This is a genomic window from Streptomyces sp. NPDC059169, from assembly GCF_042755225.1.
Lineage (GTDB): Bacteria > Actinomycetota > Actinomycetes > Streptomycetales > Streptomycetaceae > Streptomyces.
Genome location: NZ_JBHZCF010000004.1, coordinates 51,061 through 77,986, shown reverse-complemented (window position 1 = coordinate 77,986; position 26,926 = coordinate 51,061). Strand labels below are relative to the sequence as shown.

Below are 26,926 nucleotides of genomic sequence, written 5' to 3'. Positions count from 1 at the left end.
CCGTTCTCTGGCGGGGCCGCCATCAACCCCCTGCTCCCTTTGCACGCCTCACACGGGCCTGGAATCGGCCCCGGCAGTCCCGCTGGGGAGCGGCGTGGCGGCGAAGACGGAGTCCGGGTCGACCGCAGACTTCACGGCGAGCAGCCGTTCGGTGTTCGGCCCGTAGGACTCTTCAACCTGGTCGGGAGTCTCCGGCCCCAGGAAGTTCACGTAGCCGCCCGGCAACGAGAATGGCTCAAGCGCCGCGTGCAGCTGTTCCAGCCAGCGTAGGTGCGAGGACCTACCGTCGCCACCTCCTGCGTTGTCCTGACCTTCGCGGTCCTCCCACAAGGAGATCAGCTCGACCATCAGGTGCGGTTCGCGTCGGCCGAAAGCTGTCGAGCCGAGGGGCAGACGGGTGGCGGCACCATGGAAGTGATGCCACACGATCGCGGAGAACGGTGAGGTGAACTCCCGGGCAGCCCGGTCCAGGACGGTCGCGATGGAGCCGGAAATGGTCTGGACGGTGCGCGTGCGCATAGCGCCCATCCGCCCGGGGGGGAACATGGCATCCGTCGCGGCTAGTGCCGAGGAACGGGCGACAGGTCCAACCTCGGCCAGCACGGGTGTACCGAGTCTGGCCAGGGCACGCACCGGCCCGTTCTCGGCGTTCCCCGCCTCGATATCCCCTGACCAGGTCGGCGCGACGTACACCGTCGGCTTCCCGTCCGGGCCAGGAAGGAACCCCACGTCCACCGTCAGCTCATCCGGGCAGTCCTGAAGGATCCCACCGAGGTTGGCGAGAATGTCGGCGCTCTGGGCGATCGGGTACAAGATGGTTCCCGACACCACTGTCGGCACGGGGTGCAGACGGATCCGCGCCGAGGTCACAACACCGAAGTTGCCGCCGCCGCCGCGCAACGCCCAGAAGAGGTCCGGATGATGTTCGGCGTCGGTGTTCACTCGTGAACCGTCGGCTAGGACTACTTCGGCGCCGAGCAGGTTGTCGGCTGCCAGCCCGAACTGCCCGATCAGGGGGCCGTATCCGCCTCCGAGCGTGAGACCGACCATGCCGACGGCGCCAGCCGTTCCGGTGACGGCAGTCAGGCCCGCCCTCTCAGCGGCGGATACGACGTCGGACGAGAGCGCCCCGCCACCCACCGTCGCGACACGGCGGCCGATGTCGACCTGAACTCCCCGCATATCGGTCAGATCGAGAACCAGTCCACCGGGACGGAACGCCCGCCCCCAGAAGTCGTGACCCCCGCCACGCACCGACAGCGGCACCCCATGGTTGCGAGACGCGCGTATCCCAGCCTGCACGTCAGCGGTAGTCGCGCACCGCACGACGACGGAAGGACGGACATCGACCGCTGCGTTGAACAACGCCACTGCTTTTGCATACTCCGGTCCGTTGGTAAGCACACGGCCCGCGGGGATTCTGGACCGCAGCTCAGCCAGTAGGGCGGGGCTGGCTGCGTCGCGAGCATGGGCATCGGCACGAGACTGCATGGTCACTCCTGTTTGTCACTCACGGGTGTAGATGTTGACGGCGGCGGCATGGAACCGGAGCCGGGCGCGCGGTCAACGAAGATCGGTAGCATCCACCCCGGTCGGCGGAGGCGTTCCAAACCGCCGGACGGCCTCTCGGCGATGTGTCGGAAATAGAGCTGGCAGAGTCCGGAAATTTTATTTCGGTGTCGTTCCTCGGATCAGCCGCCCGCACTTCCCGAGCGAAGGGGCGATGAGCGAAATTCCTCACCGGTGAAGGCATGGTTTTTCGGTTTCGGGCGAAGGGTGCCCAGGAGCAGGAGATCTCTGAGGTCAGCGGGACCGTAGAGCGCCTGGCCGTCCCGCTATTCCAGATTGGGTTGTCTTCGTCTTGAACACGGAGGTCACAGTGTCGGGCCCACGGGTTTCCGATAGTTGGCGCATTGGCTCTCCGACGCATGTCCGTTGGCACGTGCCCCAGGCGGGCGCGTCGGCGGCTGTTTCGCGCACCATTGGCCCGGCGACGGTCATGTGAGAGCCGCTGCGGTGTCGCGCCTGCCTCGGAACTGTGTCACGGTCAGGAGTTGTTGCCGATCATCTCGATCAGCTCGATGGCCGGCCCATGGGCCAGATCGTCGAGATACACGAAGCGTGTCTGCCCTGCGACCCATGCGTCAAAGGTGATACGAACTGCTTCTCCCGCCCTGCGCAGTGATTCGAGATATTGATCGATGCTTGCCACGACGTAGGCGAGGTGGTGGACGCCTTCACCGTGGAGTTCGAGGAACTCCGTGTACGGCGAGCGACCATTGAGCGGCTGGATCAGTTCGATCTCCGAGGCACCCGTCCTGATGAAGCCGTAGCGGGCGGAAGCGCTGACCTCCTTCCCGTGAAATTCTGCCGTGGAGAACTCCAGATCTGTGATCTGCTCCGCCTCGACCTGCCACCGGTTCTCATAGTCGGCGACGGCACGGTCGGAGTCTTCCACGATGATGTCGACGTGGAGGAGAGGCGGAAGTCCGATGGGCACAAATGTCTCCCTTGAATTGATGAATTGAATCGTTGCCGACCTGCCGTTCGCACAGGGTCGGTGGGTTGCGATGGCGGGACGAAGGGGTTGTGCTGTGCCTTCTGGCCTTCTGTCGACAACTCGCTGGGCTCGCGGGGCCCACGCCCTGGCCGGGGCCTCGCGAGGCGTTGGCGTCGAGCCTCGCGAGGCGTTGGCGTTGGCGTCGGCCGGCACTCACAGGGAGCCCAGCGAGCCGCACGACGACTCCGTCCAGAGGTGCGGCGTCCTTCAGCACCGCTCACGGACCAGGGGTACTGAGACTGTGACGTCGCTGTCACGGCCGTGGATGCGGCAGTCTCCGCCTTCGGGGAATCGACTGACCTCCTTCACATCGATGTGGACCATGTGGCTGGGCTACCGGGCGATGGCTCTGCGCGCTTGCGGTTGTTCTCGCCGTTCGGGTCGCGGAGTTGGCGCTCCCAGCCCCAACCGCGTGAGGTGTCCGGCGCTGGTGCGGCGGTTGGTCACATCGCCGGGGTCGGCCAGCTCGTCGGTGATCCGTTGGGCGGGCCACTTGTGGTTCCGTCGCCAGGTCTCGATAGGGCCTCTGGCGCGTTCGGTCGACACCGGCCAGCCACGCACGTCACCGCTTCACCAGGTTCAGGATGAGTGTGGCGATGTCCTCCGGAGCCTCCTCGGCCATGAAGTGACCCGCCTGGGTGGTGAAGTGCTGAAGGTCAGCGGCCCACGGCCGCCAGGTCGCAGCGGCGTCGAACCCCAGCTGCCGACCCCAGTCCTGCTGGACGACCGTAACCGGCATGGTGAGCTGGTTGCCGGCGTCAAGGTCGACTTGGTCGTGTGCGATATCGATGGTCGCGGTGGCGCGATAGTCGGCGACGATCGACGGAACTGCGTCTCGGCATGCGCGTAGGTACTCAGCGCGTACTTCCGCCGGGATCGCGTGGGAACTCGTGGACCAGGCGTCGAGGAAGTGGCCGAAGAATGCGTCGGCGCTGTTGGCGATCATCTGCTCGGCCAGACCGGGCGGCTGGGCCATGAGATACAGGTGGAAGGCGACTGCCGCGTTGACCCCGTTGAGGACGTTCCAGGTATCCAAAGTGGGAATGACGTCCAGGAATCCCAGCTGGCTGATCCGATTCGGGTGATCCAGGCCGGCCCGGAAAGCAACGTGTGCGCCGCGGTCGTGCCCGACCAGCGCGAACCGGTCGAACCCGAGTGCGTCGGCCAGATGGATGGTGTCCGCGGCCATCGTCCGCTTCGAGTAGGTGTCCTCACTCACCGCTTCCGGCTTACTGCTGGCGCCGTAGCCGCGAAGATCGGGGCAAACCACGGTGTGATGCTGGGCCAGGATGGGAGCGACATGCCGCCACATCAGGTGGGTCTGAGGAAAGCCGTGGAGCAGTACGAGGGCTGGCCCGTCTCCGCCGACCGCCGCATTCAGCTCAACCCCGTCAGCCACGCCGATCGGCCTGGTCTCGAACCCCGGAATGGTGATGCTCATCGTTGCCGATATCCCTCTCTTGGACGTGTGAGCTACTGCCGCTCACGCGTAGATGTATGAACGACAAGAAGGATCGGAGAGCCGGATTAGCAGTGGATCAGCAACGCAGCCCGGAGTCGACGACAATGAGGACATGGAGATCCACATCAGGGTGCTCGGACCGATCGAGGTCAGAGATGCCGAGGGCCGCCCTGTTGCGGTGGGCAGCCAGCGCCGCCGCGAGCTTCTGGGGCGGCTGGTCGCGGCCGGGGGCCGGGCCGTCCCGCTTTCGGTGCTGGTCGATGATCTCTGGGAGGACCCCCCGGCCACCGCGGCCGGGACGGTCCGAACCTTCGTCGCCGAGCTGCGCCGCGCCCTTGAACCTGATCGTCCCCCGCGAACCCCCTCGCAGGTCATCAAGACCGTTGGTACCGGATACGCCCTACGGATTCCACGGGCACACGTTGACGCCTACCAATTCGAGGACACCCTTGCGGACATGCGCGACGCACCCAGCGGCCAGGTTGCCAGGGCGCTGAGCGAAGCGCTCTCGTGGTGGCAGGGCGAGCCGTACACAGACCTCGACGCCTCGCGCTGGCTGGCACCAGAACGCGCCCGCTTGACAGAACTTCACTGTCAAGCCGTCGAACTGCGCGCCCGAGCGGTGCTCGACCTCGGACGAGGCGCGCCCCTCATCCCGGAACTGGAGGCTTTCGCAACCGCACACCCGTGGCGGGAGCATGCCTGGGTCCTGCTGTCCCATGCTCTCTACCAAGTCGGCCGCCAGGTCGACGCTTTGGCCTCGCTGCGTGCCGCACGAGCAAGGCTGCTGGATCAGTTCGGACTGGAATCGGTGGACAGTCTCGACCATCTCGAACGTGACATCCTCCGGCACGCTGCGCACCTCACGCCCGCACCCCGGGACGAGGACCGGCTGCGCCTACTCACGCGCACAGAAGCGACAGGGACCTACACAAGGCTGCGATCGATGAGCTCCGTGGCCAGGGCCGCCGCGGTCACAGGCGGCACCAACCTGGTACTTGCCCAGGAGCACCGCGCCGCGGCAGCCGCGGAAGCGGAACGGACTGGAGACCCCGGCCTCACCGCCCGAGTGATCGCGGCGTACGACGTCCCCACCATCTGGACGCGCGCCGATGACCCCGGACGGTCCGAGGCCCTGGTAGCAACCACTCAACGCACTCTGCACCGGCTGGGACCAGGGGTATCACCAGCGCTTCGAGCCCGGCTCCTCGCCACCATCGCACTCGAGCATCGCGGAACCCGCGATCAGTGGGCCGCCGAGGCGGCGAGGGAGGCCGAACAACTTGCTCGAGACCTCCACGACCCCAACGTGCTGGTACTCGCGCTCAACGCCCGATTCGTGCAGTCCTTCCAGCGCCCCGGGCGCACCGGCGAACGCGACGCCATCGCCGGCGAGCTCATTGAGCTCTCCGCGCGACATGATCTCCCACTGTTCGAGATTCTCGGCCATCTGATCAAGATCCAGGTCTACGCAGCCCGCGGCGACACCGGGACCGCGCAACGCCACGTCGAAGCGGCCGAGCGGCTCGCCGCCCTCCACGAGGCCCCACTCGTTCGCGTTCTCACCGCCGCTTTCCGTACCATGTGTCTGGCAGAGCGATCAAACGATGCCGCCGAGGTCGCTCACGCCTATCGCACCGTAGCCACCGACCTCGCCACCGCTGGCATGCCCGGGGTGGAAGCCGGCATCTTCCCGCTCGCGCTCCTCTCCCTCCGTATGCGTCACCACCGTCCCGCGCCAGTGGACCCCGACCTGGACTGGGGCCCGTACCGTCCTTGGGTCCAGCCTCTCCTCGACCTCGCCCGCGACAACCTCGCGGCGGCCCGCCGCGCCGCCGACACCCTGCCCACACCCCCCGCCGACCACCTGTATGACGCGCTCTGGGCCGTCAACGCACATACAGCGACCCTGCTCCACGACGAATCACTCGCCGCACAAGCACACGCCGCTCTCTCCCCTTTGCGCGGCGAGATCGCGGGCGGAACGACCGCCATGATCACCTTCGGCCCCGTCAACCACATCCTGTCGACCCTCGATCAGCACCTCCATCGGCGATAGCGCCCACCTCTTGAGCCGGGGGCTTGCCCCAGGGGCCGGGTCGTGTTCAGGGCGGGGAGGCAAGCTGCCCGCCGGAGACGCACAGGGATGAGGACGCAAGGGTGAGTGGACGCTCAGAGCGGCGCGGGGTCCTCTCTTCCCAACGAGTCCACCTCACGGGGTGCCCGCGCCCACTAGCGATACGACCGACACCTCCATCCTCTCTCCGAGGCCTTCCGGCCCGCTTGGACATCTCCCATGAATGCACAGCCCGTCACCATCCCCTCTGCACACGACATCGCGGATGCATCCAGACAGATCCGCAACGTAATCCGCCGCACACCCGTGCTGCAGGTGGCAGCGGGAGAACTAGACATCCCCGTCCCCGTTACATTGAAAATGGAATTCCTCCAGCACACCGGCTCTTTCAAGGTCCGCGGCGCGTCCAACGCACTCGCCCTCCTGCGCACCACGGACCGGGGTGCACCAGCCGCCGGCGTCTGCTGCGCCTCGGGGGGCAACCACGGGGCCGCCGTCGCCTGGGCGGCTCGCGAAGCTGGCCTGCGAGCGACTGTGTTTGTGCCCGACTTTGCGCCCAAGGCCAAGACCGCGATCATCGAATCGCTCGGGGCGCGCCTGCGCCGGGTCGACGGCTTCTACGCCGATGCACTCGTGGCCAGCCAAGACCATGCCCGACGAGTGGGTGCTTTCCACGTCGACGCCTATGACGACCCGCTGACCGTGGCGGGGCAAGGCACGCTCGGTCTGGAGCTCGCGGAGCAGGTGCCCGAGGGTCGGCCCGTCCTGGTCGGGTGCGGTGGAGGAGGCCTATACGCGGGGACCGCCCTCGCACTGGCGGGGCGCAACCGCGTGACTGCCGTCGAACCATCCTCCGCGCCCTCGCTCACGGCGGCGCTGGAAGAAGGAGAACCCGTGGACGTCGAAGTCGGCGGGATCGCCGTGGACAGCCTGGGTGCCCGCAGGGCGGGCCGCATCGCCACCGCCGTCGGTCTCTCGCTCGGCATGAAAACCCTCACCGTCTCGGACGATACTGTCGCCACCGCCCGCACACTCCTCTGGCAACGGCTACGGATCATGGCCGAACCCGGCGGAGCCACTGCTCTCGCTGGGGTGATCGCCTACTCCGAACACTTCCCGGACGGTGCAACCGTCGTCATCTCGGGAGCCAACACAGACTTTCCACCGAGTGAGGTTCCCCTCCTACCGTGGAGACCGTGACCGGAGGGATAGTTGGGGTCATGGCATCCAAGTCGTGGTCCAGCAAGGGGCCGCGGTGGGTGAGTCTGGGGTGCATCCGGTCCCCGGCATCGCGATGCTCGCTGCGATCCAGGGGTCCCTGGCTCCGCTGGACGTCAACGTCGTCGTTGCACCACGCTCCTCCGAGGATCTGAGGGAGGTTGATCGACCCCACGCGAGTGCGCCTCGCGGACTTCGTCTCGATGAGCCAACTGCTCGACGGAGCAGACGTGGTGGTCTCCTCCGCGGGAGCGGGTAGTGCGCTCTCCGCGCTCAGTGCGGCCCACCCGATGGTGCTTCTCCCGATGGGCCTGGACACACCCGTCAACGCCGCGCGGGTAGCCGAGGCAGGTGCAGCGTCGTCAGGGCCGACCAGGTCGGTGCCGCGGTCGCGCGGGTGCTCGACGAATCGGCCCTGACCAGGGGTGCCGCCGAAGTAGCCAGGGAGAACGCCAGCATGAACTCCGCCGACGAGGTGCTCCGGCTGCTGCTGCGCCGCCTTGGACGGTGACTTTCTGGCATCGTCCTGGGCCCGAACCTGCCCGGCCTCCCCGGCGCTCTGCGCCTGGCCGAGGCCGGCAGATCGCGGCCCGACTTTCGAGCCTCCCACTCGCCCGGGCCGCAACCACACACCGGGCAAAGGAGGCCCGGTCCACCTTTGACGCGATGGTGTTTCACCCGGACAGGGCAGCTGCCACTGAGCGTCGTACGTCCCCTGCGACGGTAACCACGACTGCGGTAGGAATCCGACCGGTGTCGGATTCCTACCGCAGTCAGACCTCGTGTCGGCGTGGAAAATGCGGAAGCAACAGTCAAGACCTGTGGATTGGTGCAGCCAGCACCTGATAGGTCGGCGCCATTGACTCGCCCTCGCGGCGCTACTCCCGTTTGGACGACGGCCGCAGCAACGCCGCTCCGCGCAAGGCCAGATCGGCCTCGAACTCCTGGCGGGGAAGATCTTGTCCGCGATGCTCAGCAGGCCGGACCGGCCGGTGACCGCGTCCGGCTCGCGGTTCCGCATCGCCATCACCACGTCGCGCTTGCCCAGCTTGAGGTTGGCCAGTGCCCACAGGATCGGCATGCTGGTCAGGGCGCACACCAGGTACAGCCACAGGCCCCAGAAGAACCGTGAATGGCTGGCGCAGAACCCGTATCCGGCCAAGCCGTTCATGTTCGACCGCTTCACCGTGGGCCGCGAGCGGCCGCACTCCACCGGGGTCGAGTCGATGAACCAGTGGCGGACTGCGTCCGAGTCCTATGGCGGTCTTACGCCACCGCAGCAGCCAGACGGATCAACGACCCGTCGAGTGCGTCGGCGGAGACGACCGGCAGGCGAGGCACCTCTGCCGGGTGGGTGACAGCCGTCCAGTCGTAGGTCTGGGTCACCTCGGTGTGGCCGTCGTCGGTCGGGCTGAGCTTCCAGGTGAAGCGGTGACCTGCCGGGCGCTGGCCCGGTTGGCCGGGGGCCCAGGCGATGACCCGGTTCTTGGTGAAGGCCACGACGTGGTTCTCGATCCGGTAGTCGCCCGTCTCGTCGTTGTGCATGGCCATGACGAAGCTATCGCCGACGCCGTCGACCGGGCGGGAGGTTTCTGCGTGCCGCAGGAGGCCGGTGGCGTCGAGTTCGGGGTGGCGGCGGGGGTCACGGAGCACCGCGAAGATCCGTTCGGCCGGGGCGTCCAGCACACGGGAAACGGTGGTGTGGGTCGGGTTGTCCGTGGTGACCGGGTCGGGGTAGAACCGGGCCCATGCGATCCGTCCGTCGCGGGTGGTGAGTATCACCGGGCCGCGCAGTACGACCGTCGCCCCGGTCGGGGCGGTGCCCTGCCACTCCCACTCGGACCACAGCTCGTCACCATTTTGGGCGTGGCGCAGGATCTCGGCCCGCACGTCGGGCAGCCCGACCAAGATCTTCGTCCAGTTCGCGGCGACCTGGTCGGAACCGATGAATCCCTCGGCCGGCCGCAGCGGTCGTTCGGCCACGTAGTCGTCGGTGAAGCAGTCGGCGATCCGCTCCGGGACATGGGAGTTGATCGCCTCGCGCAGTGCCTGGAGGGCCTGGGGGAGCATGCTGTCGATCTCCTAGCTCTGATTCGTTCTGTCACCGTCGAGCATGAACATCGGGGCGCTGCCCGACAATCGGACAGCGCCCGGACACCGCCCGGACACCGCCCCGGCCCTCGAAGGCATAATCGATCTCGTGAACGATTCGCCAGAACGGGCGCGGAAGACGAGTGGCTTCGCGACCATGCTGCGTGACCTGCGGGAGGCGAGGTCGCTGACCCAACAGGAGCTGGCAGCTGCCGCCGGATTGTCCGTTGACGCGGTCAGCGCGTTGGAACGCGGGCGGCGGACCCAGCCCCAGCCGCACACGGTGCGGTCGCTGGCCTCTGCGCTGCAGCTCCGTGACACCGACCGCATGGCGCTGCTGTCCGCCCTGGGCCGGGCAGGGGACGAGGCCCTCGAGATGCCGCTCCGCACGTTGACGACCCGCTCGCCGTCGCCTCCAGCCGTCCCGGTGATCGGGCGGGACGACGAGGTCGCCGAGATCGTCGCCGCTCTTCGCGGCACGCCGGGCAGGTTGGTGACGCTCACCGGTCCGGGCGGGGTGGGCAAGACCACCGTCGCGCTGGTGGTCGCGGATGTGGTGGCCGCCGATCATCCTGGCGGCGTGTACTTCGCCGACCTAACCGACGTCACCGACCCCGACGACGCCGTCGCCGTCATGGCTCGCGCCGCGGGATCCCACGCGGACACGGTGACCGAGCTCGCCGCGCACCTCGCCGGGACGTCGGCCCTGCTCGTGCTCGACAACCTGGAACGCGTGACAGCCTGCGGCCCGCAGCTGATCGAGCTGCTGACTGCGTCCCCCGATGCAGTGGTCCTGGCCACCAGCCGCGTACCGCTGAAGGTACGCCGGGAACGTGAGGTGCGCATCGCCACGCTCGGACAGGCGGACGCAGTAAGGCTCTTCGGCGAGCGGTTGGCTGCCGCCGGCGCGTCACCGCCCGCCGGGAGCACGGACGAGGGTGCCGTCGCGGAGCTGTGTGGGAAGACCGACGGACTGCCACTGGCCATCGAGCTCCTGGCCGCCGCGGCCGCCCGACTCGGGCCACGGGCGCTGCTCGAACGGGGTGATCAGCTGGCGAATCTGCCCGTGGCCAGACCGCGGGACCTGCCCGCACGGCAACGCACCATGGCTGCCACCATCGAGTGGAGCTCCCGGATGCTCGACCCTGAAGCCCGGCGGCTGCTCCCCCGGCTCGCCATGATCCCGGGCAGCTTCTCCCTCAACCTCGTTGACGCGATAGCTGCGCCGCACGCGGCGGGTGCGATGGGTGCGCTCGCCGAGCTGATCGAGCACTCCCTGGTCACCCGCGGCGACGACGCAGGACTGGTCACGCGGTTCCGGCTGCTGGAACCGGTACGCCGGTACGCGCTTGAGACGCTCGAACCGTCCGACCGGGAACAGGCCCGTCGAGGCGTGGCCCAATGGGCCCTTCGGGCGGCGCGTGAACACGGTGTGCGGATCCGGGGCCGCGGCGACATGACGGCGGTCGAGCAGGTCGAGGTCGACCGCCACGTGCTCCGACTCGGCTTCGACCAGCTCGTCGACGCCGGTCGGCACGACGACGCCGCCGAGTTGCTGTGGTCGATATGGCTGCCGCTGTGGATGACCGGGCACACCCATGAGGGCCTCGCCTGGACCGATCGCTTGCACGAGAATGTCCTGGGCGAGCGGGGCCGGGCTCGCTGGCTGGTGGCACGCGCCGGGTTCAACCGCGTCGCCGCGGACCTGTTCGCCACCGCGGAACGGGCCATGCGGCTGGCCGAACGGATCGATGACGCCTCCCTGGCCGCGGAGGCGGCGATCTTTGCGTCGGCGGCGGCACTGCGCCTGGAGGACTTCGATCGTTCAGGGGTTTTGCTGGCCAAGGCCGAGGTCCACGTGAAGGAACGCCTCGACGTCCTACACGACGTGTGGGCAGCCGTGCACGTACCCATCGGCTGCGGGGACGGCGCGCTGCTGCGCGGTGACCGGTCCGCGGCGGCGCAGCACTGGCGGACTGCCGCAGCCACGGCGCAGGAGTTGGGCAGCGGGTTCTCGGTGGCCGCGGTCCTTGTGGAGTGCGCGCATGCCGCTCGCGGCGAAGGACGCCTGGACGACGCGGCCGTGATGCTCGCTGTCGCTGGCGAGCTGGCCCCCCAACAGGACGGGCACCGGCCGCAGGCACACCTGGCGGGCGTGGCCGCGGCCCTGGCGGCCGACCTCGGTGACGTCGCGTCGGCGAAGCGGTGGGAGGGCGTGGCGAGGTCGGCCGCAGCCTCGTTGGACGCCGATGAACTTGGCGAGCGGCTCCGGGAGCTCGTCCGGCGTGCCGACACCGCGGCCGGGCGAGGCTGAGCTGGGCCGTCCGACCGTACCGGCGGTGTCCGGTCGGTGTACCGGGGCTCTGGCTTCGGAGCACCCTGAGGACCCTGGCTGTCCCATGTCCTTGATCGTTCCCCGGAAGTGCCGAACCACGGTTCCTGGAGCGCTGTCGCAGGAGAGGCACAGTACGTGGGAGTTCCCCGCGTACATCTACCGCGGCGACTCTGCCCCGCCGCCCAGCAGTTGGTTGGCGTGGCGCGCGGTGGCCATGATCGTGATCACAGCGGGGCTGTTGGCGCAGAGCGCCGAAACGGTGCTGGGTATCCTGCGTGAGCGCGGCATTCGTGGTCTGCCGGGTGAGGAACTGTAGCGACGGATGTTCAACCCGCAGTCATGTCTGCTGGTCTACGGCCGGATCGCCGCGGTCGAGCAGCCGCAGCGCGAGCAGCCCCCCGACGCCCGGTACGAGGGCCGCGATGGTGACGGCCGGGGCAGGCTTGAGGCGCCATGTTGCGATCACTACGAACAGGTATGCGCAGCCGTGTGTGGGGCCCATCACGGACGAGATGGGCTTGAGATGGATGGTGAACACGTTGGCCAGCATCACGATCAGAGTGATTAGCTCGGCGTGAGCTGCGATGCGTAGGTGGCGCGGTGAACGCAGAGAAATGGTCATGCTCCTGTGGTCGAGCCGGGGCGGATGATCATCAGCACGGTGACAGTCGCCCAGAGGAGGTTGAAGATGCCGGTGGCCAGGGCGAGACGGCTCGCCGTTTCGTGCGCCAGCGACGGCGTTTCGGCCGGGCTCGCCGTGTCGGTCAGGGCACGGTCCTGGCCGGGCAGGATCAGCAGGATCAGGACGCCGGCGGCCGTTGCGGTCAGCACGATCGAGGTGATCAGCCAGGCGTCGCCCAGGACTCCGAGGCTGCTGGCTGTGGCGAGGCCGAAGATGGGGACCGCGATGCCGATGCCGGCGTAGACCTTGCAGATGCGGTGCAGCGTCTGCAAGGTCGTGCGGGTGCCGTCCCGGTCTCTGGCCGTACGGCGCAGCGTCCCGGGGAACATGCTGGCAGCGACGGTGACGGGGCCGACGGCCAGGATGGCGGCCAGGACGTGCAGGGACAGCAGAATCTTGGTCACGCCTGGTGCTCCACGGCCGGCCGGCGCTCGCCGGTGACCATCGACGCCGGGAGGCGACCGGCCTTGGAGGTGCCGTTGAGCGTGTCGCCGTCCACGGTCACGTCGAAGGCCAGGTTGAGCCGCATGGGCTTGGTGATGGCCTGCTTCCAGGTGAGCCGGCCGCCGTCGAGTGCGATGTCGCTGAGTGGTACCTCCTCACCGGTTCCGTGAGCGACGCCGGTCAGGGTGCCGTCGTTCTGCCTGCGCAGTTCCACCGCGGCCTTGATCTTGCCGCTGGGGGTGGAGATGGACAGGTTCCAGGTGCCTTCAACGGACATGGTGACGCTCCTTCATTCGATGCGATATCGGCGCGAGGGACGGGCCCGCGTCGGTGGGTGCGGGCCGAGGGGCTCAGAAGGTGGCGGGAGTGGGGCCTTTGGCGCGCCAGACGGTGCCGCGTCGCTCGTAGGCGAAGAGTTCCTCGACGGCGTGCGCGATGCGTGGGCCGATCTCGCGTTCCAGCAGGTACAGGCCGAGGTCGAGTCCGGAGGTGACGCCGGCGCCGGTGATCAGGTCGCCGTCGTCGACGACACGGGCGCGTACTGCGTGTGCTCCGGTGGCGTCCAGCATGTCCAGGCCCGTGTGGTGCGTGGTGGCGTGCCGCCCCACCAGCAAGCCGGCCATGGCCAGGACGAGCGAGCCGCCGCAGACGGTGGCGACGGTCACGTCCGGGGCGTCCATCGCCCGCTTCAGGAGCGCGGGCAACTCGGTGGTCAGCGTGCGGCCGAGCAGTACGGGGATGAACTCGTTCTGCTTCCACTCGCCGGTCCCCGCTTCCTCCTCCGGGACCTCGCCGGGTTCGCCGACGCGGCCGGAGGCTCCGGGCACCAGGACCATGTCCGCACGTTCCGGGTCGAGTGCGGCGGTGGCGCGCAGTACCAGCCCCCCGGTACCGCTGATGACCTCGCGAGGCCCCTCCGCGGAGGCCAGTTCCACGCTCACTGCACCCGCCGAGGCCGTGCCGCCGGCATACAGCACCTCGTAGGGGGCGATGACATCGAGCGGGTCGAAGCCGTCGAACAGGCTGATCTGGACGTGCATGGGTCATTCCTCCGGGATCGGTTTGCTGCGCCGTGGTGAAGCCAACCGGCTGCGGACTCGATCGCCCAGTGGCACGAGTGACATATCTCAACGGGAAATTGCCATACCCTTCTACAGGCGTCAAAACCGCTTTCACATGGGCACACTGGCATCCTGGCCCGGGATTCTCCGTGCTCCGAACAGGTAGGTTCCCGCCATGCACACCATCGCCGTTCTCGCGCTGGACCAGGTGATCCCGTTCGACTTGTCCACGCCGATCGAGGTTTTTACTCGGACCCGCCTGCCCGACGGGCGGCCCGGCTACCAGCTGCGGGTCTGCGCAGAGCGCGACGAGATCGACGCCGGCGCCTTCACCCTGCGCGCGCCGTGGAACCTGGAGGGTTTGAAGAACGCGGACACGATCGTCGTGCCGGGAATCGCCGACCCCACGGCCCCGCTCCCTCCTGCCGTACGCGATGCTCTGAGGTCGGCCGCCGCGTCCGGGACGCGGATCGCCTCGCTGTGCGTGGGCACATTTCCCCTCGCGGCCACCGGCCTTCTCGACGGGCTGCGCGTCACGACCCACTGGAGTGCGGCAAACCTACTGGCCGCCCTGCACCCGGACGTCACCGTCGACGCGGACGTGCTCTATGTCGACAACGGCCAGTTCCTCACCTCGGCGGGCGCTGCCGCCGGCATGGACCTGTGCCTACACATGATCCGTCGTGACTACGGCTCAGCCGTCGCCGCCGATGCCGCCCGTCTTTCCGTGATGCCGCTCGAACGCGAGGGCGGACAGGCTCAGTTCATCGTCCACGACCATGCCCTCCCCCCGCAGGGGTCCGAGTTGGAGACGCTGCTGGCCTGGCTGCGGGAGAACCTCGCCCGCGACCTCACCCTGGGCGACATCGCCGCGCAGTGCGGAACCAGCACCCGCACCCTGATCCGACGCTTTCGCACCCAGACCGGAACCACTCCGCTCCAGTGGCTCCACCGGGCCCGCATCCGCCAGGCACAACACCTGCTGGAGACCACCGAGCACTCCGTCGAGCGCATCGGCCACCAGGTCGGGTTCGGCTCGCCCACCGCCTTCCGCGACCGCTTCAAGCGCACCACCGGCGTCAGCCCGCAAACCTACCGGCGCACCTTCAGCTGACTCGTGATCATTCTCCTGAATGGTCGTCTGTGAGAATTCTTCTGCCGCTCGGGGCGGGCGGTTACCGGGTGGTGGCGCGGAGTGCGGCGTGGGAGGCGGTGGTGCAGATACCCAGGGCTGTGGTGCTGATGTTACTGAGGGTGTCGCCGGGGGCGTGGTGCTGGGGGTCGAAGGGCTGGCCGGCGACGCCGCCGAAGATGGCGGCCTCGTGGTCGTCCTTGAGACGCGCAGGGGCACTGTTGACGGTGTCGATCCCGGCTACCGGGATGCCGGCTTCGAGGAAGGGGACTTGGTCGGACATGCCGTCGACCGGGCCCTCCAACCAGGGCAGACCGATGGCGGCGAGGTGGTCGGTGTAGTGGCGCTGCGGGCCGTCGCCGTAGACGCTGATGACGTAGTTGGGGGCAGCGACCATGTCGGAATTGAAGTAGCCGCGGACGAGTTTGAGCGGTTCGGTGGCGACGAAGTGCCGAGAGCCGCGCATCCCGTCCTCCTCGCCGCCCCACCAGCAGAACTGGGCACGGCGCCCGGCGCGGGCGGTCGGGGAGAGAGCGAGGTCGAGCAGGAGCGCGGAGCCGGAGGCATTGTCGTCGATGCCGGGGCCCGCCGGGACGCTGTCGAGGTGAGCTCCGAAAAGATGGCGGGGGGCGGTGATATCCGGCGGGACGGTCAGGACGTTGAAGGTGTCGACCTGGCGCTCTTGCAGTTCGAGATCGACACGCACCGTCGCGCCCCCGGCGTCCATGTCCTGCCGCAGTGCGGTGGCGGCACTGGAAAAGACGGCGGCAGCCGGCGGCAGGCCGGTGTCGCCGGGAGCGTCGAAGAACAGGCCGATGAGAAAGTCGAATTGGTCGAGGTAGAACAGCACCGCCGAAACGTCGGCGGCGCGGGCGTGGACCAAGGCTCGGCGGGCCATTGCGGTCTGGTCGTCCGCGATCCGCTGGTGGCCGGACGGTCCGTCTCCTGTGTGGCAGCCCGTGCGGCGTTCCTGCCGGGCGCCGCGCAGCGTGTTCGGGCGCAGTTGCAGCAGCGCCACCTTTGCGCGGGCGTCGATCCCCTCCCAGCTGTCTGCGGCGTCGCCGAACGGGTCGCGTGGGACGACGAGTTCACCGATGTGTCCGCCGTCGGGCGATGCCGCCAAGCCATGCGCCGGGAAGTGGATCACCTCGCGCCGCTGCGGGCGGATCTGCTCCACGGTGTCGCGTACGAAGTCCGTACGGGGGTAGCCGAAGGGCTGACGTCGGGTGCGCAGGCCGGCCGCGTGGAGCCGGCGCTCCACGTAGCGGGCGGAGTGCTCGAAGCCGGGCCGGCCGGCCGCCCGGTCGCCGCCATGCCGCGCGGCGACGGCGTCCAGTGCGCGCAGGTGCTGCCGCACCCGCTCGCCCGCGCTCTCCGCAGGCGGGCAGGCGGGTGGGGCGCCGTACGCCTGCCCACCGAGGGCTGTTGAGGCCACGAGGCCGGTAGCTATCGCGCCCAGCACTCCTCTCCGGGACATCCCCTGTGGCTGCTGATGCGAGTGCGTCGATGTCATCGGGCGTTCCTTCTGGTCACTGATGGATCACTGTGGGATCGGGCGAGAGCGGAGGCGCTGGGCCGACCCCGGGGAGCGGGAGTTCCCGGTGAGCCCGCTCGGGGGCAGGCAGGGAGAGGGCCGTGGTGCGTGTCGGGATCAGGCCCCGGACAACGCCTCGGTCGGCGGCAGTCGGGAGGCCCGCACAGCCGGGTAGAGGCCGGCCAGGGCGCCGATCGCGAGGGTGGCGAGCAGGCCACCGGCCATCGCCCAGGCTGGAACGACGGCTGGCCAACCCTGAGAGAGGGCGTAGACGGCGGTGACAGCCGCCCCGATGACGATTCCGGCGATCCCGCCGATGCCCGCCAGCAGCTGGGACTCCGCGAGGAACTGCGTGCGGATGTTGCCGCGCCGTGCGCCGAGGGCGCGGCGTAGGCCGATCTCGGCGCGGCGTTCCAAGACGGAGATGACCATGGTGTTGGCCACGCCGACCCCGCCGACGAGGAGGGCGACCCCGCCGAGGCCGAGCATCAGACCGGTGAAGGCCTCGTCGGTGGCGCCCTTGGCGGCGAGGGCGTCCGAAGGGCGGCTGACGAGCACTTCGGTAGGTGCCTCGGGGTTGACGGTGGCGGCGAGGACCTCGCGCACCGCCGTGACGGCGCTGTCGGTGGTGCGGACGTAGAGCGTGGTGGGGTGTCCGTCGAAGGCGAGGTGCCGCTTGGCGGCGTCCCAGCCGACGAGCGCGCTGTCGTCAAGCTCGGGTGCCAGGGCCACCTCGTCGAGGATGCCGACGACGCTGAACCACTGACCGCCCAGCCATACCTGGGAGTCGGGGCTGATGCTGCCGATGCCCAGCCGGTCGGCGGCGCCTGCGCCAAGCACAGCGGCCGGATACCTGGAGGTGGCGGTGTTGAGCCACCTGCCGCGGGCGAGGGTGCCGCCGACGGTGTCCAGGAGGTCGAGGCGTGCAGCACGGACACTGATGCTGCTGTTCTCGGCGGCCGGGATGCGGTCGTTGCGGTAGACGTACGCCTTGACCTTGCCGGTGCCGGTCGCGGACTCGACCGGGGCGATACGGCCGACCATGTCGATGGAGCGTTCGGGGAGCTTGGCCTCGCCGCCGCTGAAGGTCCGGCCGGGGGCCGCGGTGAGGAGGTTGGTGCCGAGGCGGTCGAGGGTGCGCTGTAGTTCGGCGTGGCTGGAAGTGGAGATGCCCACAACGCCGATCATCGCCGCGATGCCGATGGCGATGCCGAGCGCGGACAGGAAGACCCGCAGCGGGCGGGCCCGCAGTCCAAAGGCTCCTACGCGAACGACGTCACGCGTGTTCATACGAGAGACCTTCAACACGGCGACACCGCCTGGGCGTCGGCCGGGCCGCTCTGCACGGAACCGGGCGCGGAGTCGTGCACGATGCGGCCGTCGCGCACGTGGACCTGGCGGGGTAGGGAGGCGGCGATCTCCCGGTCGTGGGTGATGATCACTACGGTGGTGCCCTCGGCGTTCAGGGCACGCAGCAGGTTCATCACCGTGGTACCGGAACGGGAGTCCAGGGCCCCGGTCGGCTCGTCCGCGAGGAGTAGGCTCGGCCCACCCACCAGGGCGCGGGCGATGGCAACGCGCTGCTTCTCGCCGCCGGACAGCTCGTGGGGCCGGTGGTAGACGCGGTGGCCGAGTCCGACCCGTTCCAAGGCCGTCCGGGCGGCGACGCGGCGCTGGGCGAGAGGGATGCCCGCGTACAGCAGGCCCTCGGCGACGTTGTCGAGGGCGCGGACGCCCGCCGTGAGGTGGAAGTGCTGGAAGACGAAGCCGATGTGGAGCGCGCGCAGCGCGGACAGTTCCCGGTCGCCGAGGGTGGCGACGTCGTGGCCGTCGACGGTGACGGTGCCGTGGTCGGGCCGGTCGAGGCTGCCGATCATGTTGAGGAGGGTCGATTTGCCTGACCCGGAGGGGCCGACGATGGCGACCAGTTCGCCGCGGTAGATGTCGAGGCTGACGCCGTCGAGGGCGGTGACGCCCCCGGGGTAGGAGCGGGTGATGCGGTCAAGGCGCACGACGGTGGAGGTCATCGCGGCACCCCGACCTTGTCGCCCGCCTTCAGTCCGTCGCCGGTGATCTCGACCCGGCCGTTGGCGAACATGCCGGTCTTCACCGCGACGGTGGTGGTGACGGAGCCCTTGACGACTTGGACGCCGTAGCCACCCTCCGACAGGGCGAGGAGTGCGGAGATGGGCACGGTCAGCACGTTCTTCTTCTTCTCGGAGGTGATCTCCACGTCGACGGGCGCGCCGTCGTAGCTTCCGAGCTTGTCCTTGTCCTTGTCGCCGATCCGAACGGTGACCTTGATGACGGTCTTGCTGTTGTCACCTCCCTGGCCGCCCCCGCCGGTCTCGGTGCTTGCCACCTTGCCGACGGAGGAAACGGTGCCGGCTGCGCGCGCGCCGTCGGGCAGGACAACAGCGACCACGTCGCCGCGGCGCACGAGGTTCTGCTTCTTGGCATCGAGGTCGATGACGACCAGCCGGCCGGTGCTGGTGTACGTCAAGACGGGTGAGCCGGGCCGGAGGGGCTCGCCCAGTTTCACCTCGTGGCCGGTGACGCGTATCTTGTCGCCGGCCACGACCAGGTCAGCGGGCTCAACTGTGCCCGTCTGCGGCACGCCGAGTTTCTTCTGCCAGCGCTTGACGGCCGCTGCAGTCTTGTCTGAGTACTCCTCGTCGGCGGTGAAGCCGATGTAGCCGAGGGCGACCAGTGCACGTTCCACCTCGGCAACGTCGGGGCCTTTTGTGCCGGGGTGCACAGCGCGGTAGAGCGGGGTGTCGCCGTAGATGAGAGGGACGGGCCGCCCGTCGACCTTGAAGGCGTTCTGGCCCTGCGCGACGGTGGTGCCGGGTTTCGGCATCCAGGTCACGGTGCCCGATGCGCCGCTCAGCAGGGGCTGTTTGTCGCCGTAGCCGAGGCTGCCGGTGACGGTGTCCTGGCGGGCGAGGTCGGAGCGGGTCACGGTGGCGGTCGCCGGTGGCAGGCCGCTGCTCTTGTCGGTTTTCCCGCCGTCGTCGCCGGCGCCGTACGCCACCACCCCGACGGTCCCCAGCACGACCGCGACCGCAACCGCGACGAGGGCGACGACGGTGCGGCGGCGGCGGACGCGCGGCGGCTCCTGCCGCCTGTCGTCAGGAGGCGTGTCCGGCGGGTTGTGCGCGGGTGTCTGTGCTGGGTCCGCCGGAACGGGGAGGCGGTCGGTGCGGTCCGACCGGTCGTCCGTGGTGCCCGGTGTGTGTGTCATTCCGTCGCCACCCGTCACTGCTTGGGGGCGGGGTTGACGTCCTTGCACTTCTCCGCAGCGGCCCGGAGCTTGTCCATGTCCTTCATGGCGTTCTGGTCGACCGGCAGGCCACCTGTCTCCGGGTCGGGGTCCGGGGCGTCGTAGCCGTTGGCGCGCAGGCACTTGACGTACTCGCGTGCCTGGGCGAGCTGCTTCGCGTCGGGCTTGGTGTCCTGCATGTCCTGCGCAGTGGGCGCGAACTCCTTGCACGCCGCGAGCGCGGCCTCCACTTCCTCGGGCGAGGCGGTCTGCTCGGGCGCGTCCTCGCCGGCCTTTCCACCGGGTGGCGCCACACCTCGCTCGGAGAGACAGGCGGTGTACTTCTTGCTCTTCTCGGCGGCGGTGAGTTGCTGTCCGCCCCTCTGCTTGTCACCGCCCGCGGAGGCGACACCGTCGTCGTCGCCGTTGTCGCCCCCGCAGGCGGCGAGCAGGAGGCTCATCAGCGGTATGGCGGCCAGCAGGCCCCATCGAGTACGCGAAATGGTACGCATGCGCTCAACAATCTCGTCCGTGCCGGGCGTCTCCCGGCGTCGGGGACCAGTAGAGGTGGGGCCCGGTATCCCCGGCGTAACCGGATGTGTTTACGTTCCGGTTATCCGCGCCTCTGCCATCCTGTGCGGCATGAGAGTGCTGATCGCCGAGGACGAGCGCATGCTGGCCGACGCCCTCGCCGAGGGACTGCGCGAGGAGGCATTCGCCGTCGACCTGGTGCACGACGGCGACTCCGCCCTGGAACACCTCTCCGTGCACGACTACGACGTGCTCCTGTTGGACCGCGATCTGCCGGTGGTGCACGGCGACGAGGTGTGCCGGGCCGTCGTGGGGTCCGGCGGCAGCACCCGGGTCCTGATGATCACCGCCGCCTCCGACGTGCCCTCCCGCATCGACGGTCTCGCCCTGGGCGCCGACGACTACCTCCCCAAGCCGTTCGCCTTCGAGGAACTCGTCGCCCGTGTGCACGCCTTGGCCCGCCGCGCCCGGCCTGCGGGCCCGCCCGCCTACGAACGAGCCGGGCTGCGGATGGAGACCGCTCGCCGCGAGGTCTACCGCGACGGACGCCACGTGCCCCTGGCACGCAAGGAGTTCGCCGTTCTTCTGGAACTACTCCGGGCGGACGGCGCGGTCGTCTCGGCCGAGGAGCTACTGGAGCGGGCATGGGACGAGCACATCGACCCCTTCACCAACGCCGTCCGCGTGACGGTGATGAAACTGCGCAAGAAGCTCGGGCAGCCACAGGTCATCCTGACCGTCCCGGGCGCGGGATACCGGATCCCGTGAGGCGCCTCGCGGGGTCGGCGCGACTCCCGCAGCCGCCCATCCGCATCCGGCTCACGCTCCTGTACGGCACCCTGTTCATGGCCTGCGGAGTGATTCTGCTCGCCGTGACCTACCTGCTGCTCGAAGCAGGGCTGGCCGAACGGTTCCAGGCGGCGGGGGCCCTGTATGTCACCAGGGAGGGCGGGATCACCCCGGTGCCCGAAGCCTCACTTGATCCCCTCGCGCAGGACTTCCGCGCCAGCCAAGCGGCCGGCAGCACCGGACTGCGTGAGCTGGAGGATGTCTACCGGGCCGTGGCCCTGCAGTCCCTGCTGCGCCAGGGCGCCCTCGCGCTGGGCGTACTCACGGTCGTGGCGGCGTTCTTGGGCTATCTGATGGCCGGCCGAGTGCTGCGTCCCCTGGACCGGATCGCGCAGACCGCGCAGCGCATCGCCTCCCGCGGCGACCTCGCCGAGCGGCTGGCATTCACCGGCCCGCGCGACGAGGTCACCCGGCTCGCCGACACCTTCGACACAATGATGGGTCGCCTGGAGAAATCCTTCCGGGACCAGCAACGCTTCATCGCCGACGCCTCCCACGAACTGCGCACGCCTCTCGCCATCAACCGCACCCTCATCGAGGTGGCCCTGCGCCGTCGGACGGCCACCGAAGACACCCGGCGCCTGGGTCTCTCCCTGCTCACCGTCAACGAACGCAACGAACGCCTGATCAGCGGACTCCTTGCCTTGGCCAAGGGGGAGGCGGGGGTCGCCGACTACACGCCCGTCGACCTCGCCGCGCTCACTCGTCACACCGCCGAGTTGCACCAACCGCAGGCGGACGCGGCAGGCATCGGCCTGCGACTAGAGATCCGACCGGCCATCGCCTCGGGCAACGCCGTGATGGTGGAACGCATCATCCACAACCTGCTCGAGAATGCCGTCCGCTACAACGGGCCGCACGGCTGGGTACGCCTCTCCACCGGCACCGCCCCCGACGGCGGCGCCGCCCTTACGGTCGAGAACACCGGCCCCGTGGTCGCGGGCCAAGACGTCGAGTCGCTCTTCCAGCCCTTCCGCCGCCTGGCAGCGGACCGCACCGAATCCGAGCGGGGCTCGGGCCTCGGCCTGGCCATCGTCCGGGCCATCGCGCGCTCCCACGGCGGGGAGGTCACGGCGCTTCCTCGCAAACACGGCGGGCTCATCGTCACCGCCGCCCTCCCCCGTTGGGTCCCGCCCCCGCACCGCGGCGGCCACCGCGGGACCGGGACGGGCGACACAGACGGCGCCCGGTGAAACCGGGCGGCGGACGCGGACGGAGCCGCGCACCGACTACACCGCAGTAGTAGCGCGTGACCCCCACAAGCCCAGCGAGGCCCTCGAACCAGCAGTGCCAGGCGGCATGGCAGAGCCCCTCTGAGACCAGGCCGGACAGCGCAGCGGCCCTGTCGATCGGGACCGGCGACAACCCTGAACGACTGGGCAGCGATGCTTCCTTCACCGCGCTCTGCGGCGTCAGTCCCGTCGAGCAGTCTCGGGCCGGAGCCGGCATCTCCCGCTCAACTCGGGCGGGCACAGACAGTCCAACACCACCTTGCACCGCATCGTGTCACCCGCATGCGACTGGACGAACCCACCCGCGTCACATGGGAGCGACGCACGGCCGAAGGAAAGGGAAGCACGAGGTAATGCGCTGCTTGAAACGCTACACGGGGTGAGCAGGCAGGTCGTCGCCGATCCGTTTCGGTCGGCTGCCGTGGCCTTCCCCTCCCCTGCCCGGGGCCGTCCGCGACGTCCGCCCGGCCAGCGGTCTCTGCGTCCCAAGCCATGTGGCAACTGGCGGACATCCAAGGGCCCGTCACACTCCGAAGCGCAAGGCGGCCTCCGGCCCCATCACCAGGTTCGGACCCCACCCCCGGATGTGGCCGTCAGGGGGTGGGCGCGAGGCCGACCTGGAGGATGCCGAAGTAGGCGTCGATCGCTGCACCCTGCCGCTCCGCAGGGTGCTCACTGACAGCGTGAATCAGTCCACACAGGAGCTTGAGCAGGTTCTCGCCGGTGAGGGCAGGGAGCGGGCTAATACGAGCGAGCAGGTGAGAGGTGACTTCGACCAGCTCCGCCTTGGCTCGGTGCAAAGTGTCCGTCTCGTCGGACCCGGTAATCAGAACGTCAGTGAGGCCCGGTTGGGCCATGGCTGCCAGGAGTGCCGTGCGGAGGAAGTCAACAAGGGCCTTGGTGGGGTCGGGGTGTCTGCCGACTGCGGTCGCGGCATCGATGAGTTCTCGGACCGCCTCGGTCAGGACGGACTCCAGCATGGCCCGCTGCGTGGGAAAGACCCGGTAGACCGTCCCCACGCCTACTCCCGCCTTGCGTGCAAGCTCGTTGAGGGTGAGCGTGGTCTCCCCGCGAATGACGGCACTGTAGGCCTCCTCGAAGATCCTCTGCCTGTTGCGTGCGGCGTCGGCTCTCATGGCCCTCCTCGAAATCTATACGGATAGCCTATCAGGTAGGTGTTAGAGTGAAATGGATAGCTAATCCACTTACCCTTGTCAGGAGCGGCCATGACCGTCGTGTTGATCCATGGAGTGCCCGAGACGCCCTCTGTCTGGAACGAGCTCCAGGAGCGGATCGACCGCCCCACCACAACCCTGCGGCTGCCCGGATTCGGCAGCCCTAGACCGGCTCACCTGGACGGTAAGGAGGCATACGCCGCCTGGCTGGCGAACGAGCTGCGAGCCCTCGGTGAGCCCGTCGACCTTGTCGGCCACGACTGGGGTGCGCACTTGGTGATGCGGATCGTCTCCGCCTACGAGGTTCCGGTGCGCAGCTGGGTGTCCGACGTCGCCCACGGCTGGCACCCCGACTATCAGTGGCACGAGGCGGCGACTCTCTTCCAGAAGAGCCCGGACGGTGAGGAGTTGCTCGCCTCGTTGCGCACGCAGACTCCTGGCAGTCCCAGCTTCGGCGACTTCCTCCGCCCCCGAGGGATGAGCGCCGAACTGGCGGCAGAAGTCGACAGCGTCCACGACGAGGAGATGAGCACGGCCATCCTGACCCTCTACCGTTCGGCCTGGCCCAACTTCCACACCGACTGGGGCCAGAGCTTCGACCGCCCCGCTCCGGCGCCGGGGCTCATCCTGATCCCGACTGGCGATCCCATGGCCCAGCCTGCAATGGACCTGGACATGGCGAGGCGAATCGGGGCACAGGCAGTGGAACTGGACCACCTTACCCACTACTGGATGCAGCAGGACCCCGATCGGGGCGCGGAGGTGCTGAACCGGTTCTGGGGGACCGCATGACATCCGGGTGGCGGGCGAAGTCCTTGCGATGACGGGACCGCTCGCACGTGAGGGCGGGACCGTGATGGCAGGTGACTCAGTCCGGTCCCAGGGCGAAAGGTGGGCCGTCGAAATCGATGGGGCTCGTCCTCACCCTCCAACTCCTCCACGCCAGGAAGGATGGCCAACGCGTAAGCGAGGTCCACTCATCGATCTCGCCCTGCCCAAGATTTGCACGGTCAGTCACCGATGCCAGGATGAGACAGCACCCGGAACAGCAACCAGAGCGACTGGAGATCTTGGTCCGGATCGACGCTGCAGTCCGGACGTACGCCTCCGCCGTTTCACTGAGAGGTCAACCAAACTCGCGACGATGCCGCCGACCAAGCCAAAGGGGGCACCCCTGCGGAGTACCGGGATGCCCGCGACGCGTCCCGTCCGGAACGCCCTCACAGCCAGTCGTGTGTCCACGCGTAGCGGGCTGCCTCGTGGCGGGTTCGCGTCTGGGTCTTCTGCATGGCGAACGACAGGTAGTTGCGTACGGTGCCCTCAGCAAGGTGCAGGCGGGCGGCGATGTCGGCGACGGAGTAGCCGTCGCGGGTGCCGCGCAGAACATCGATCTCACGGTCGGTCAGGGGGCAATCGTCGACGACGGCGAGCGCGGAGACGTCGGGGTCGATCCACCGCTTGCCCGCGTGCAGGGTTGTGATCACGGACGTGATGTGGGCGGGCTCTGCCGACTTACTGACGAAGCCTTGGACGCCGAGTTTCAGGGCTTTGCGCAGCACTCCGGGGCGGGCGTGCCGGGTCAGCATGAGGATCACCTGCTCGGGCCGGACACGGCGGATCTCCGCGACCGCACCGAGGCCATCCACGCCGGGCATCTCGAGGTCAATGACAAGCACGTCGGGCTGATGTTCGAGCGTCGCCCGGACAGCGGATTCGCCGTCCTGGGCTTCGGCGAGCACCGTGATACCGCCCTCCAGGGTCAGCAGCGCTGCCAGGGCCTTGCGCAAGAGTGCTTCGTCGTCGGCCAGCACCACCGTCATCATGTCTCGGTCCTCCCGTACGGGAACTGTGCGCGGGTGCGGAAGCGCCCGTCCCTCTTCTCCACCGTCAGCTCCCCTCCGCTGCCGGCAACTCGTTCCCCGAGCGTGGACAGCCCACTGAGACCGGGCAAGGGCGTGGGCCCCGCGCCGTCGTTGAGGACGGTGATCCCCCCCTCCGAGAGCAAGATCCTCACGTATGTGGCTTGGGCATGGCGCAGAATGTTGGTCGTCGTCTCGCGCAGCACCTGGCCGAGCAGTTCGTTGGCCCGCTGGTCGACCTCGCCCTCCCGCTCCACCCGGACGTGGATGCCGGCGGCCTCAAAGAGGTTCTTTGCGTTCTCCAGCTCGGCGGACAGGTTGAGTCTTCGCTGTGCGTAGGCGAGCTCCCTGGTCTGGGTGATGGTGTCGCCGATGAGGGCGCGCACCTCCCGAAGCTCCTCCCCCGCGCGCCTCGCGTCGATGCCCAGCAGCTTCTCGGCTAGCGTGATCTTCAGTTTCACCACGTGCAGGGTGTGCCCCTGGATGTCGTGCAAATCGCTGGCGAACCGCATCCGTTCCTGGACGACGGCCAGTTCGGCCTCCCGTTCCCGCGCATCCTCCAACTCCTCGACAAGGTCGTAGAAGACCTGGCCGGCGAACATGCTGCCTGTCACCACTACCGTGCTCCCCGCCGGGATGAGGACGTACCGGAGCAGGAGGTCCGTCACGTCCTCTGGCGCGATCAGGAGCCTGGCCGCGCCCACGAGGGCGACGAAGGCAACGAGTCCGAAGGCGGCCGAGACACGGTGGCGCGGCAGCTTAGGCGCGTAGAGCGAGCCAACGACGCAGATGCCGTAGAACGCGGTGTGGGCGTCCAGTACCAGCGCGCCGACGATCCACACCGCTGCCGTGACGATCAGGCAGGGGCGGACGACGCGCGGGATGCCGACCGCCGTCCACCGCGCAGAGGCAACGAAGGCGGCGATCACACCGGTGCTCAGGACGGCCGCCTGCCACCAGGTCCGAGCGTCGACCGCGATGAGCAACGTGCCCACCGACAAGGTGGCAACGATCATCATGAGGACGTGGAGCCGGCGCATTCGCTCACGGGTTTCGTGCCGGCGTTCGGCCAGGTCGACGCCGGCTCCTTGCGCTGTCACCGCCGGGTCCGCGGTCCGAGCACGGGGATCGCGACAGCGCTCGGCGCGACCATGCCTGCGGCCGTCCACATCAGCCGCCGGCGGTCTTCGAGCCAGGAGTCCATGGCGCCAGGGTAATGGCTGGCCCCAGGCAGTAGACGAACAGAACCAAGCAAATTAGAACATACGCTGCAATATTACCCGTCGATGGAACGAGCAGAGGCCGGGTGTCCATGTGCGGCCACCTCTCCGGGAGCGAGCAACCGGTCGATCTCGAAGTGTCGCGCCGGTTCCCCGGGTGCCACCAGTGACACCACGTCATGCCGCCACCCCCAGAAATGTC

At 68.7% G+C, this 26,926-nt stretch carries 25 protein-coding genes and 1 pseudogene; 9 read left to right on the top strand and 17 right to left on the bottom strand.

Annotated features, from left to right (window positions below; genetic code table 11):
* Window positions 1-48: 48 nt before the first annotated feature.
* From ACFXOM_RS08920 to ACFXOM_RS08910, 3 genes are all read right to left on the bottom strand, one after another.
* Entirely contained in the window at window positions 49-1,491 is a 1,443-nt protein-coding gene (locus tag ACFXOM_RS08920; protein WP_384947654.1) for an FAD-binding oxidoreductase, read from the bottom strand.
* 556 nt (window positions 1,492-2,047) lie between these two features.
* Window positions 2,048-2,500, bottom strand: coding sequence for a VOC family protein (locus ACFXOM_RS08915; protein WP_384947651.1), 453 nt, complete (start codon window positions 2,498-2,500; stop codon window positions 2,048-2,050).
* A 622-nt stretch (window positions 2,501-3,122) separates the two neighbouring features.
* Entirely contained in the window at window positions 3,123-4,001 is an 879-nt protein-coding gene (locus tag ACFXOM_RS08910) for an alpha/beta fold hydrolase (protein WP_384947650.1), read from the bottom strand.
* A 133-nt stretch (window positions 4,002-4,134) separates the two neighbouring features.
* Between ACFXOM_RS08910 and ACFXOM_RS08905 the strand changes: the two genes are divergently transcribed.
* The 3 genes from ACFXOM_RS08905 (at window position 4,135) to ACFXOM_RS08895 (ending at window position 7,736) form a co-directional block, all read left to right on the top strand.
* Window positions 4,135-6,081: a BTAD domain-containing putative transcriptional regulator gene (locus ACFXOM_RS08905; RefSeq protein ID WP_384947647.1), complete on the top strand. Its 1,947-nt coding sequence runs from the start codon at window positions 4,135-4,137 to the stop codon at window positions 6,079-6,081.
* Window positions 6,082-6,318: 237 nt separating this feature from the next.
* On the top strand, window positions 6,319-7,299 hold the full coding sequence (locus ACFXOM_RS08900) for a serine/threonine dehydratase (protein ID WP_384947645.1): 981 nt from the start codon (window positions 6,319-6,321) through the stop codon (window positions 7,297-7,299).
* A 197-nt stretch (window positions 7,300-7,496) separates the two neighbouring features.
* A complete protein-coding gene (locus ACFXOM_RS08895) occupies window positions 7,497-7,736 on the top strand; it encodes a nucleotide disphospho-sugar-binding domain-containing protein (RefSeq protein WP_384947687.1) in 240 nt (79 codons plus the stop codon).
* 616 nt (window positions 7,737-8,352) lie between these two features.
* Here the strand turns inward: ACFXOM_RS08895 and ACFXOM_RS08890 are convergent.
* Both ACFXOM_RS08890 and ACFXOM_RS08885 read right to left on the bottom strand, forming a co-directional pair.
* Window positions 8,353-8,545 (bottom strand): annotated as a pseudogene (locus ACFXOM_RS08890) (IS982 family transposase); the annotation flags it as partial.
* Window positions 8,546-8,583: 38 nt separating this feature from the next.
* Window positions 8,584-9,387 carry a nuclear transport factor 2 family protein gene (locus ACFXOM_RS08885; RefSeq protein ID WP_384947642.1) on the bottom strand — a complete coding sequence of 268 codons (804 nt, stop codon included), beginning with the start codon at window positions 9,385-9,387 and terminating at the stop codon, window positions 8,584-8,586.
* Between the two features lie 130 nt (window positions 9,388-9,517).
* On the opposite strand from ACFXOM_RS08885, the gene ACFXOM_RS08880 reads away from it, so the two are divergent.
* Both ACFXOM_RS08880 and ACFXOM_RS08875 read left to right on the top strand, forming a co-directional pair.
* Entirely contained in the window at window positions 9,518-11,722 is a 2,205-nt protein-coding gene (locus tag ACFXOM_RS08880) for an ATP-binding protein (RefSeq protein ID WP_385037475.1), read from the top strand.
* Between the two features lie 85 nt (window positions 11,723-11,807).
* On the top strand, window positions 11,808-12,059 hold the full coding sequence (locus ACFXOM_RS08875) for a hypothetical protein (RefSeq protein WP_384947638.1): 252 nt from the start codon (window positions 11,808-11,810) through the stop codon (window positions 12,057-12,059).
* Window positions 12,060-12,080: 21 nt separating this feature from the next.
* Here the strand turns inward: ACFXOM_RS08875 and ACFXOM_RS08870 are convergent, their stop codons facing one another.
* From ACFXOM_RS08870 to ACFXOM_RS08855, 4 genes are all read right to left on the bottom strand, one after another.
* Window positions 12,081-12,365 (bottom strand): DUF3817 domain-containing protein, encoded by a 285-nt coding sequence (locus tag ACFXOM_RS08870; protein WP_384947637.1) that lies wholly within the window; start codon window positions 12,363-12,365, stop codon window positions 12,081-12,083.
* A complete protein-coding gene (locus tag ACFXOM_RS08865) occupies window positions 12,362-12,829 on the bottom strand; it encodes a DUF2269 family protein (protein WP_384947634.1) in 468 nt (155 codons plus the stop codon). The genes ACFXOM_RS08870 and ACFXOM_RS08865 overlap by 4 nt, the downstream gene beginning before the upstream one ends.
* Entirely contained in the window at window positions 12,826-13,146 is a 321-nt protein-coding gene (locus ACFXOM_RS08860; protein WP_385037472.1) for a hypothetical protein, read from the bottom strand. The genes ACFXOM_RS08865 and ACFXOM_RS08860 overlap by 4 nt, the downstream gene beginning before the upstream one ends.
* A gap of 73 nt (window positions 13,147-13,219) precedes the next feature.
* Entirely contained in the window at window positions 13,220-13,909 is a 690-nt protein-coding gene (locus tag ACFXOM_RS08855) for a DJ-1/PfpI family protein (protein WP_384947629.1), read from the bottom strand.
* A gap of 196 nt (window positions 13,910-14,105) precedes the next feature.
* Between ACFXOM_RS08855 and ACFXOM_RS08850 the strand changes: the two genes are divergently transcribed.
* Window positions 14,106-15,044 carry a GlxA family transcriptional regulator gene (locus ACFXOM_RS08850; protein WP_384947626.1) on the top strand — a complete coding sequence of 313 codons (939 nt, stop codon included), beginning with the start codon at window positions 14,106-14,108 and terminating at the stop codon, window positions 15,042-15,044.
* Window positions 15,045-15,105: 61 nt separating this feature from the next.
* Here the strand turns inward: ACFXOM_RS08850 and ACFXOM_RS08845 are convergent, their stop codons facing one another.
* The 5 genes from ACFXOM_RS08845 to ACFXOM_RS08825 form a co-directional block, all read right to left on the bottom strand.
* Window positions 15,106-16,575 (bottom strand): M28 family peptidase, encoded by a 1,470-nt coding sequence (locus ACFXOM_RS08845; protein ID WP_385037469.1) that lies wholly within the window; start codon window positions 16,573-16,575, stop codon window positions 15,106-15,108.
* A 138-nt stretch (window positions 16,576-16,713) separates the two neighbouring features.
* Window positions 16,714-17,886, bottom strand: a complete 1,173-nt coding sequence (locus ACFXOM_RS08840) for an ABC transporter permease (protein WP_384947621.1) — start codon at window positions 17,884-17,886, stop codon at window positions 16,714-16,716.
* 11 nt (window positions 17,887-17,897) lie between these two features.
* A complete protein-coding gene (locus tag ACFXOM_RS08835) occupies window positions 17,898-18,623 on the bottom strand; it encodes an ABC transporter ATP-binding protein (protein WP_384947618.1) in 726 nt (241 codons plus the stop codon).
* Window positions 18,620-19,840: an efflux RND transporter periplasmic adaptor subunit gene (locus ACFXOM_RS08830; RefSeq protein ID WP_385037466.1), complete on the bottom strand. Its 1,221-nt coding sequence runs from the start codon at window positions 19,838-19,840 to the stop codon at window positions 18,620-18,622. The genes ACFXOM_RS08835 and ACFXOM_RS08830 overlap by 4 nt, the downstream gene beginning before the upstream one ends.
* A gap of 14 nt (window positions 19,841-19,854) precedes the next feature.
* Window positions 19,855-20,370: a hypothetical protein gene (locus ACFXOM_RS08825; RefSeq protein WP_384947612.1), complete on the bottom strand. Its 516-nt coding sequence runs from the start codon at window positions 20,368-20,370 to the stop codon at window positions 19,855-19,857.
* A gap of 130 nt (window positions 20,371-20,500) precedes the next feature.
* On the opposite strand from ACFXOM_RS08825, the gene ACFXOM_RS08820 reads away from it, so the two are divergent.
* Entirely contained in the window at window positions 20,501-21,157 is a 657-nt protein-coding gene (locus ACFXOM_RS08820; RefSeq protein WP_384947609.1) for a response regulator transcription factor, read from the top strand.
* The gene (locus tag ACFXOM_RS08815) at window positions 21,154-22,431 is read left to right on the top strand and encodes a sensor histidine kinase (RefSeq protein ID WP_384947607.1); all 1,278 of its coding nucleotides are present in this window, start codon (window positions 21,154-21,156) and stop codon (window positions 22,429-22,431) included. Before ACFXOM_RS08820 ends, ACFXOM_RS08815 begins: the two co-directional genes overlap by 4 nt.
* A gap of 632 nt (window positions 22,432-23,063) precedes the next feature.
* On the opposite strand, the gene ACFXOM_RS08810 is transcribed toward ACFXOM_RS08815, so the two are convergent.
* Window positions 23,064-23,606 carry a TetR/AcrR family transcriptional regulator gene (locus ACFXOM_RS08810; protein ID WP_384947605.1) on the bottom strand — a complete coding sequence of 181 codons (543 nt, stop codon included), beginning with the start codon at window positions 23,604-23,606 and terminating at the stop codon, window positions 23,064-23,066.
* 90 nt (window positions 23,607-23,696) lie between these two features.
* Here ACFXOM_RS08810 and ACFXOM_RS08805 point away from each other — a divergent pair, with 90 nt between their 5' ends.
* Window positions 23,697-24,437, top strand: coding sequence for an alpha/beta fold hydrolase (locus tag ACFXOM_RS08805; protein WP_384947602.1), 741 nt, complete (start codon window positions 23,697-23,699; stop codon window positions 24,435-24,437).
* Between the two features lie 428 nt (window positions 24,438-24,865).
* Here the strand turns inward: ACFXOM_RS08805 and ACFXOM_RS08800 are convergent, their stop codons facing one another.
* Both ACFXOM_RS08800 and ACFXOM_RS08795 read right to left on the bottom strand, forming a co-directional pair.
* Complete coding sequence (locus ACFXOM_RS08800) at window positions 24,866-25,468, bottom strand: response regulator (RefSeq protein ID WP_384947600.1); 603 nt, start codon at window positions 25,466-25,468, stop codon at window positions 24,866-24,868.
* Window positions 25,465-26,604: a sensor histidine kinase gene (locus ACFXOM_RS08795; RefSeq protein WP_384947597.1), complete on the bottom strand. Its 1,140-nt coding sequence runs from the start codon at window positions 26,602-26,604 to the stop codon at window positions 25,465-25,467. The genes ACFXOM_RS08800 and ACFXOM_RS08795 overlap by 4 nt, the downstream gene beginning before the upstream one ends.
* Window positions 26,605-26,926: the final 322 nt, after the last annotated feature.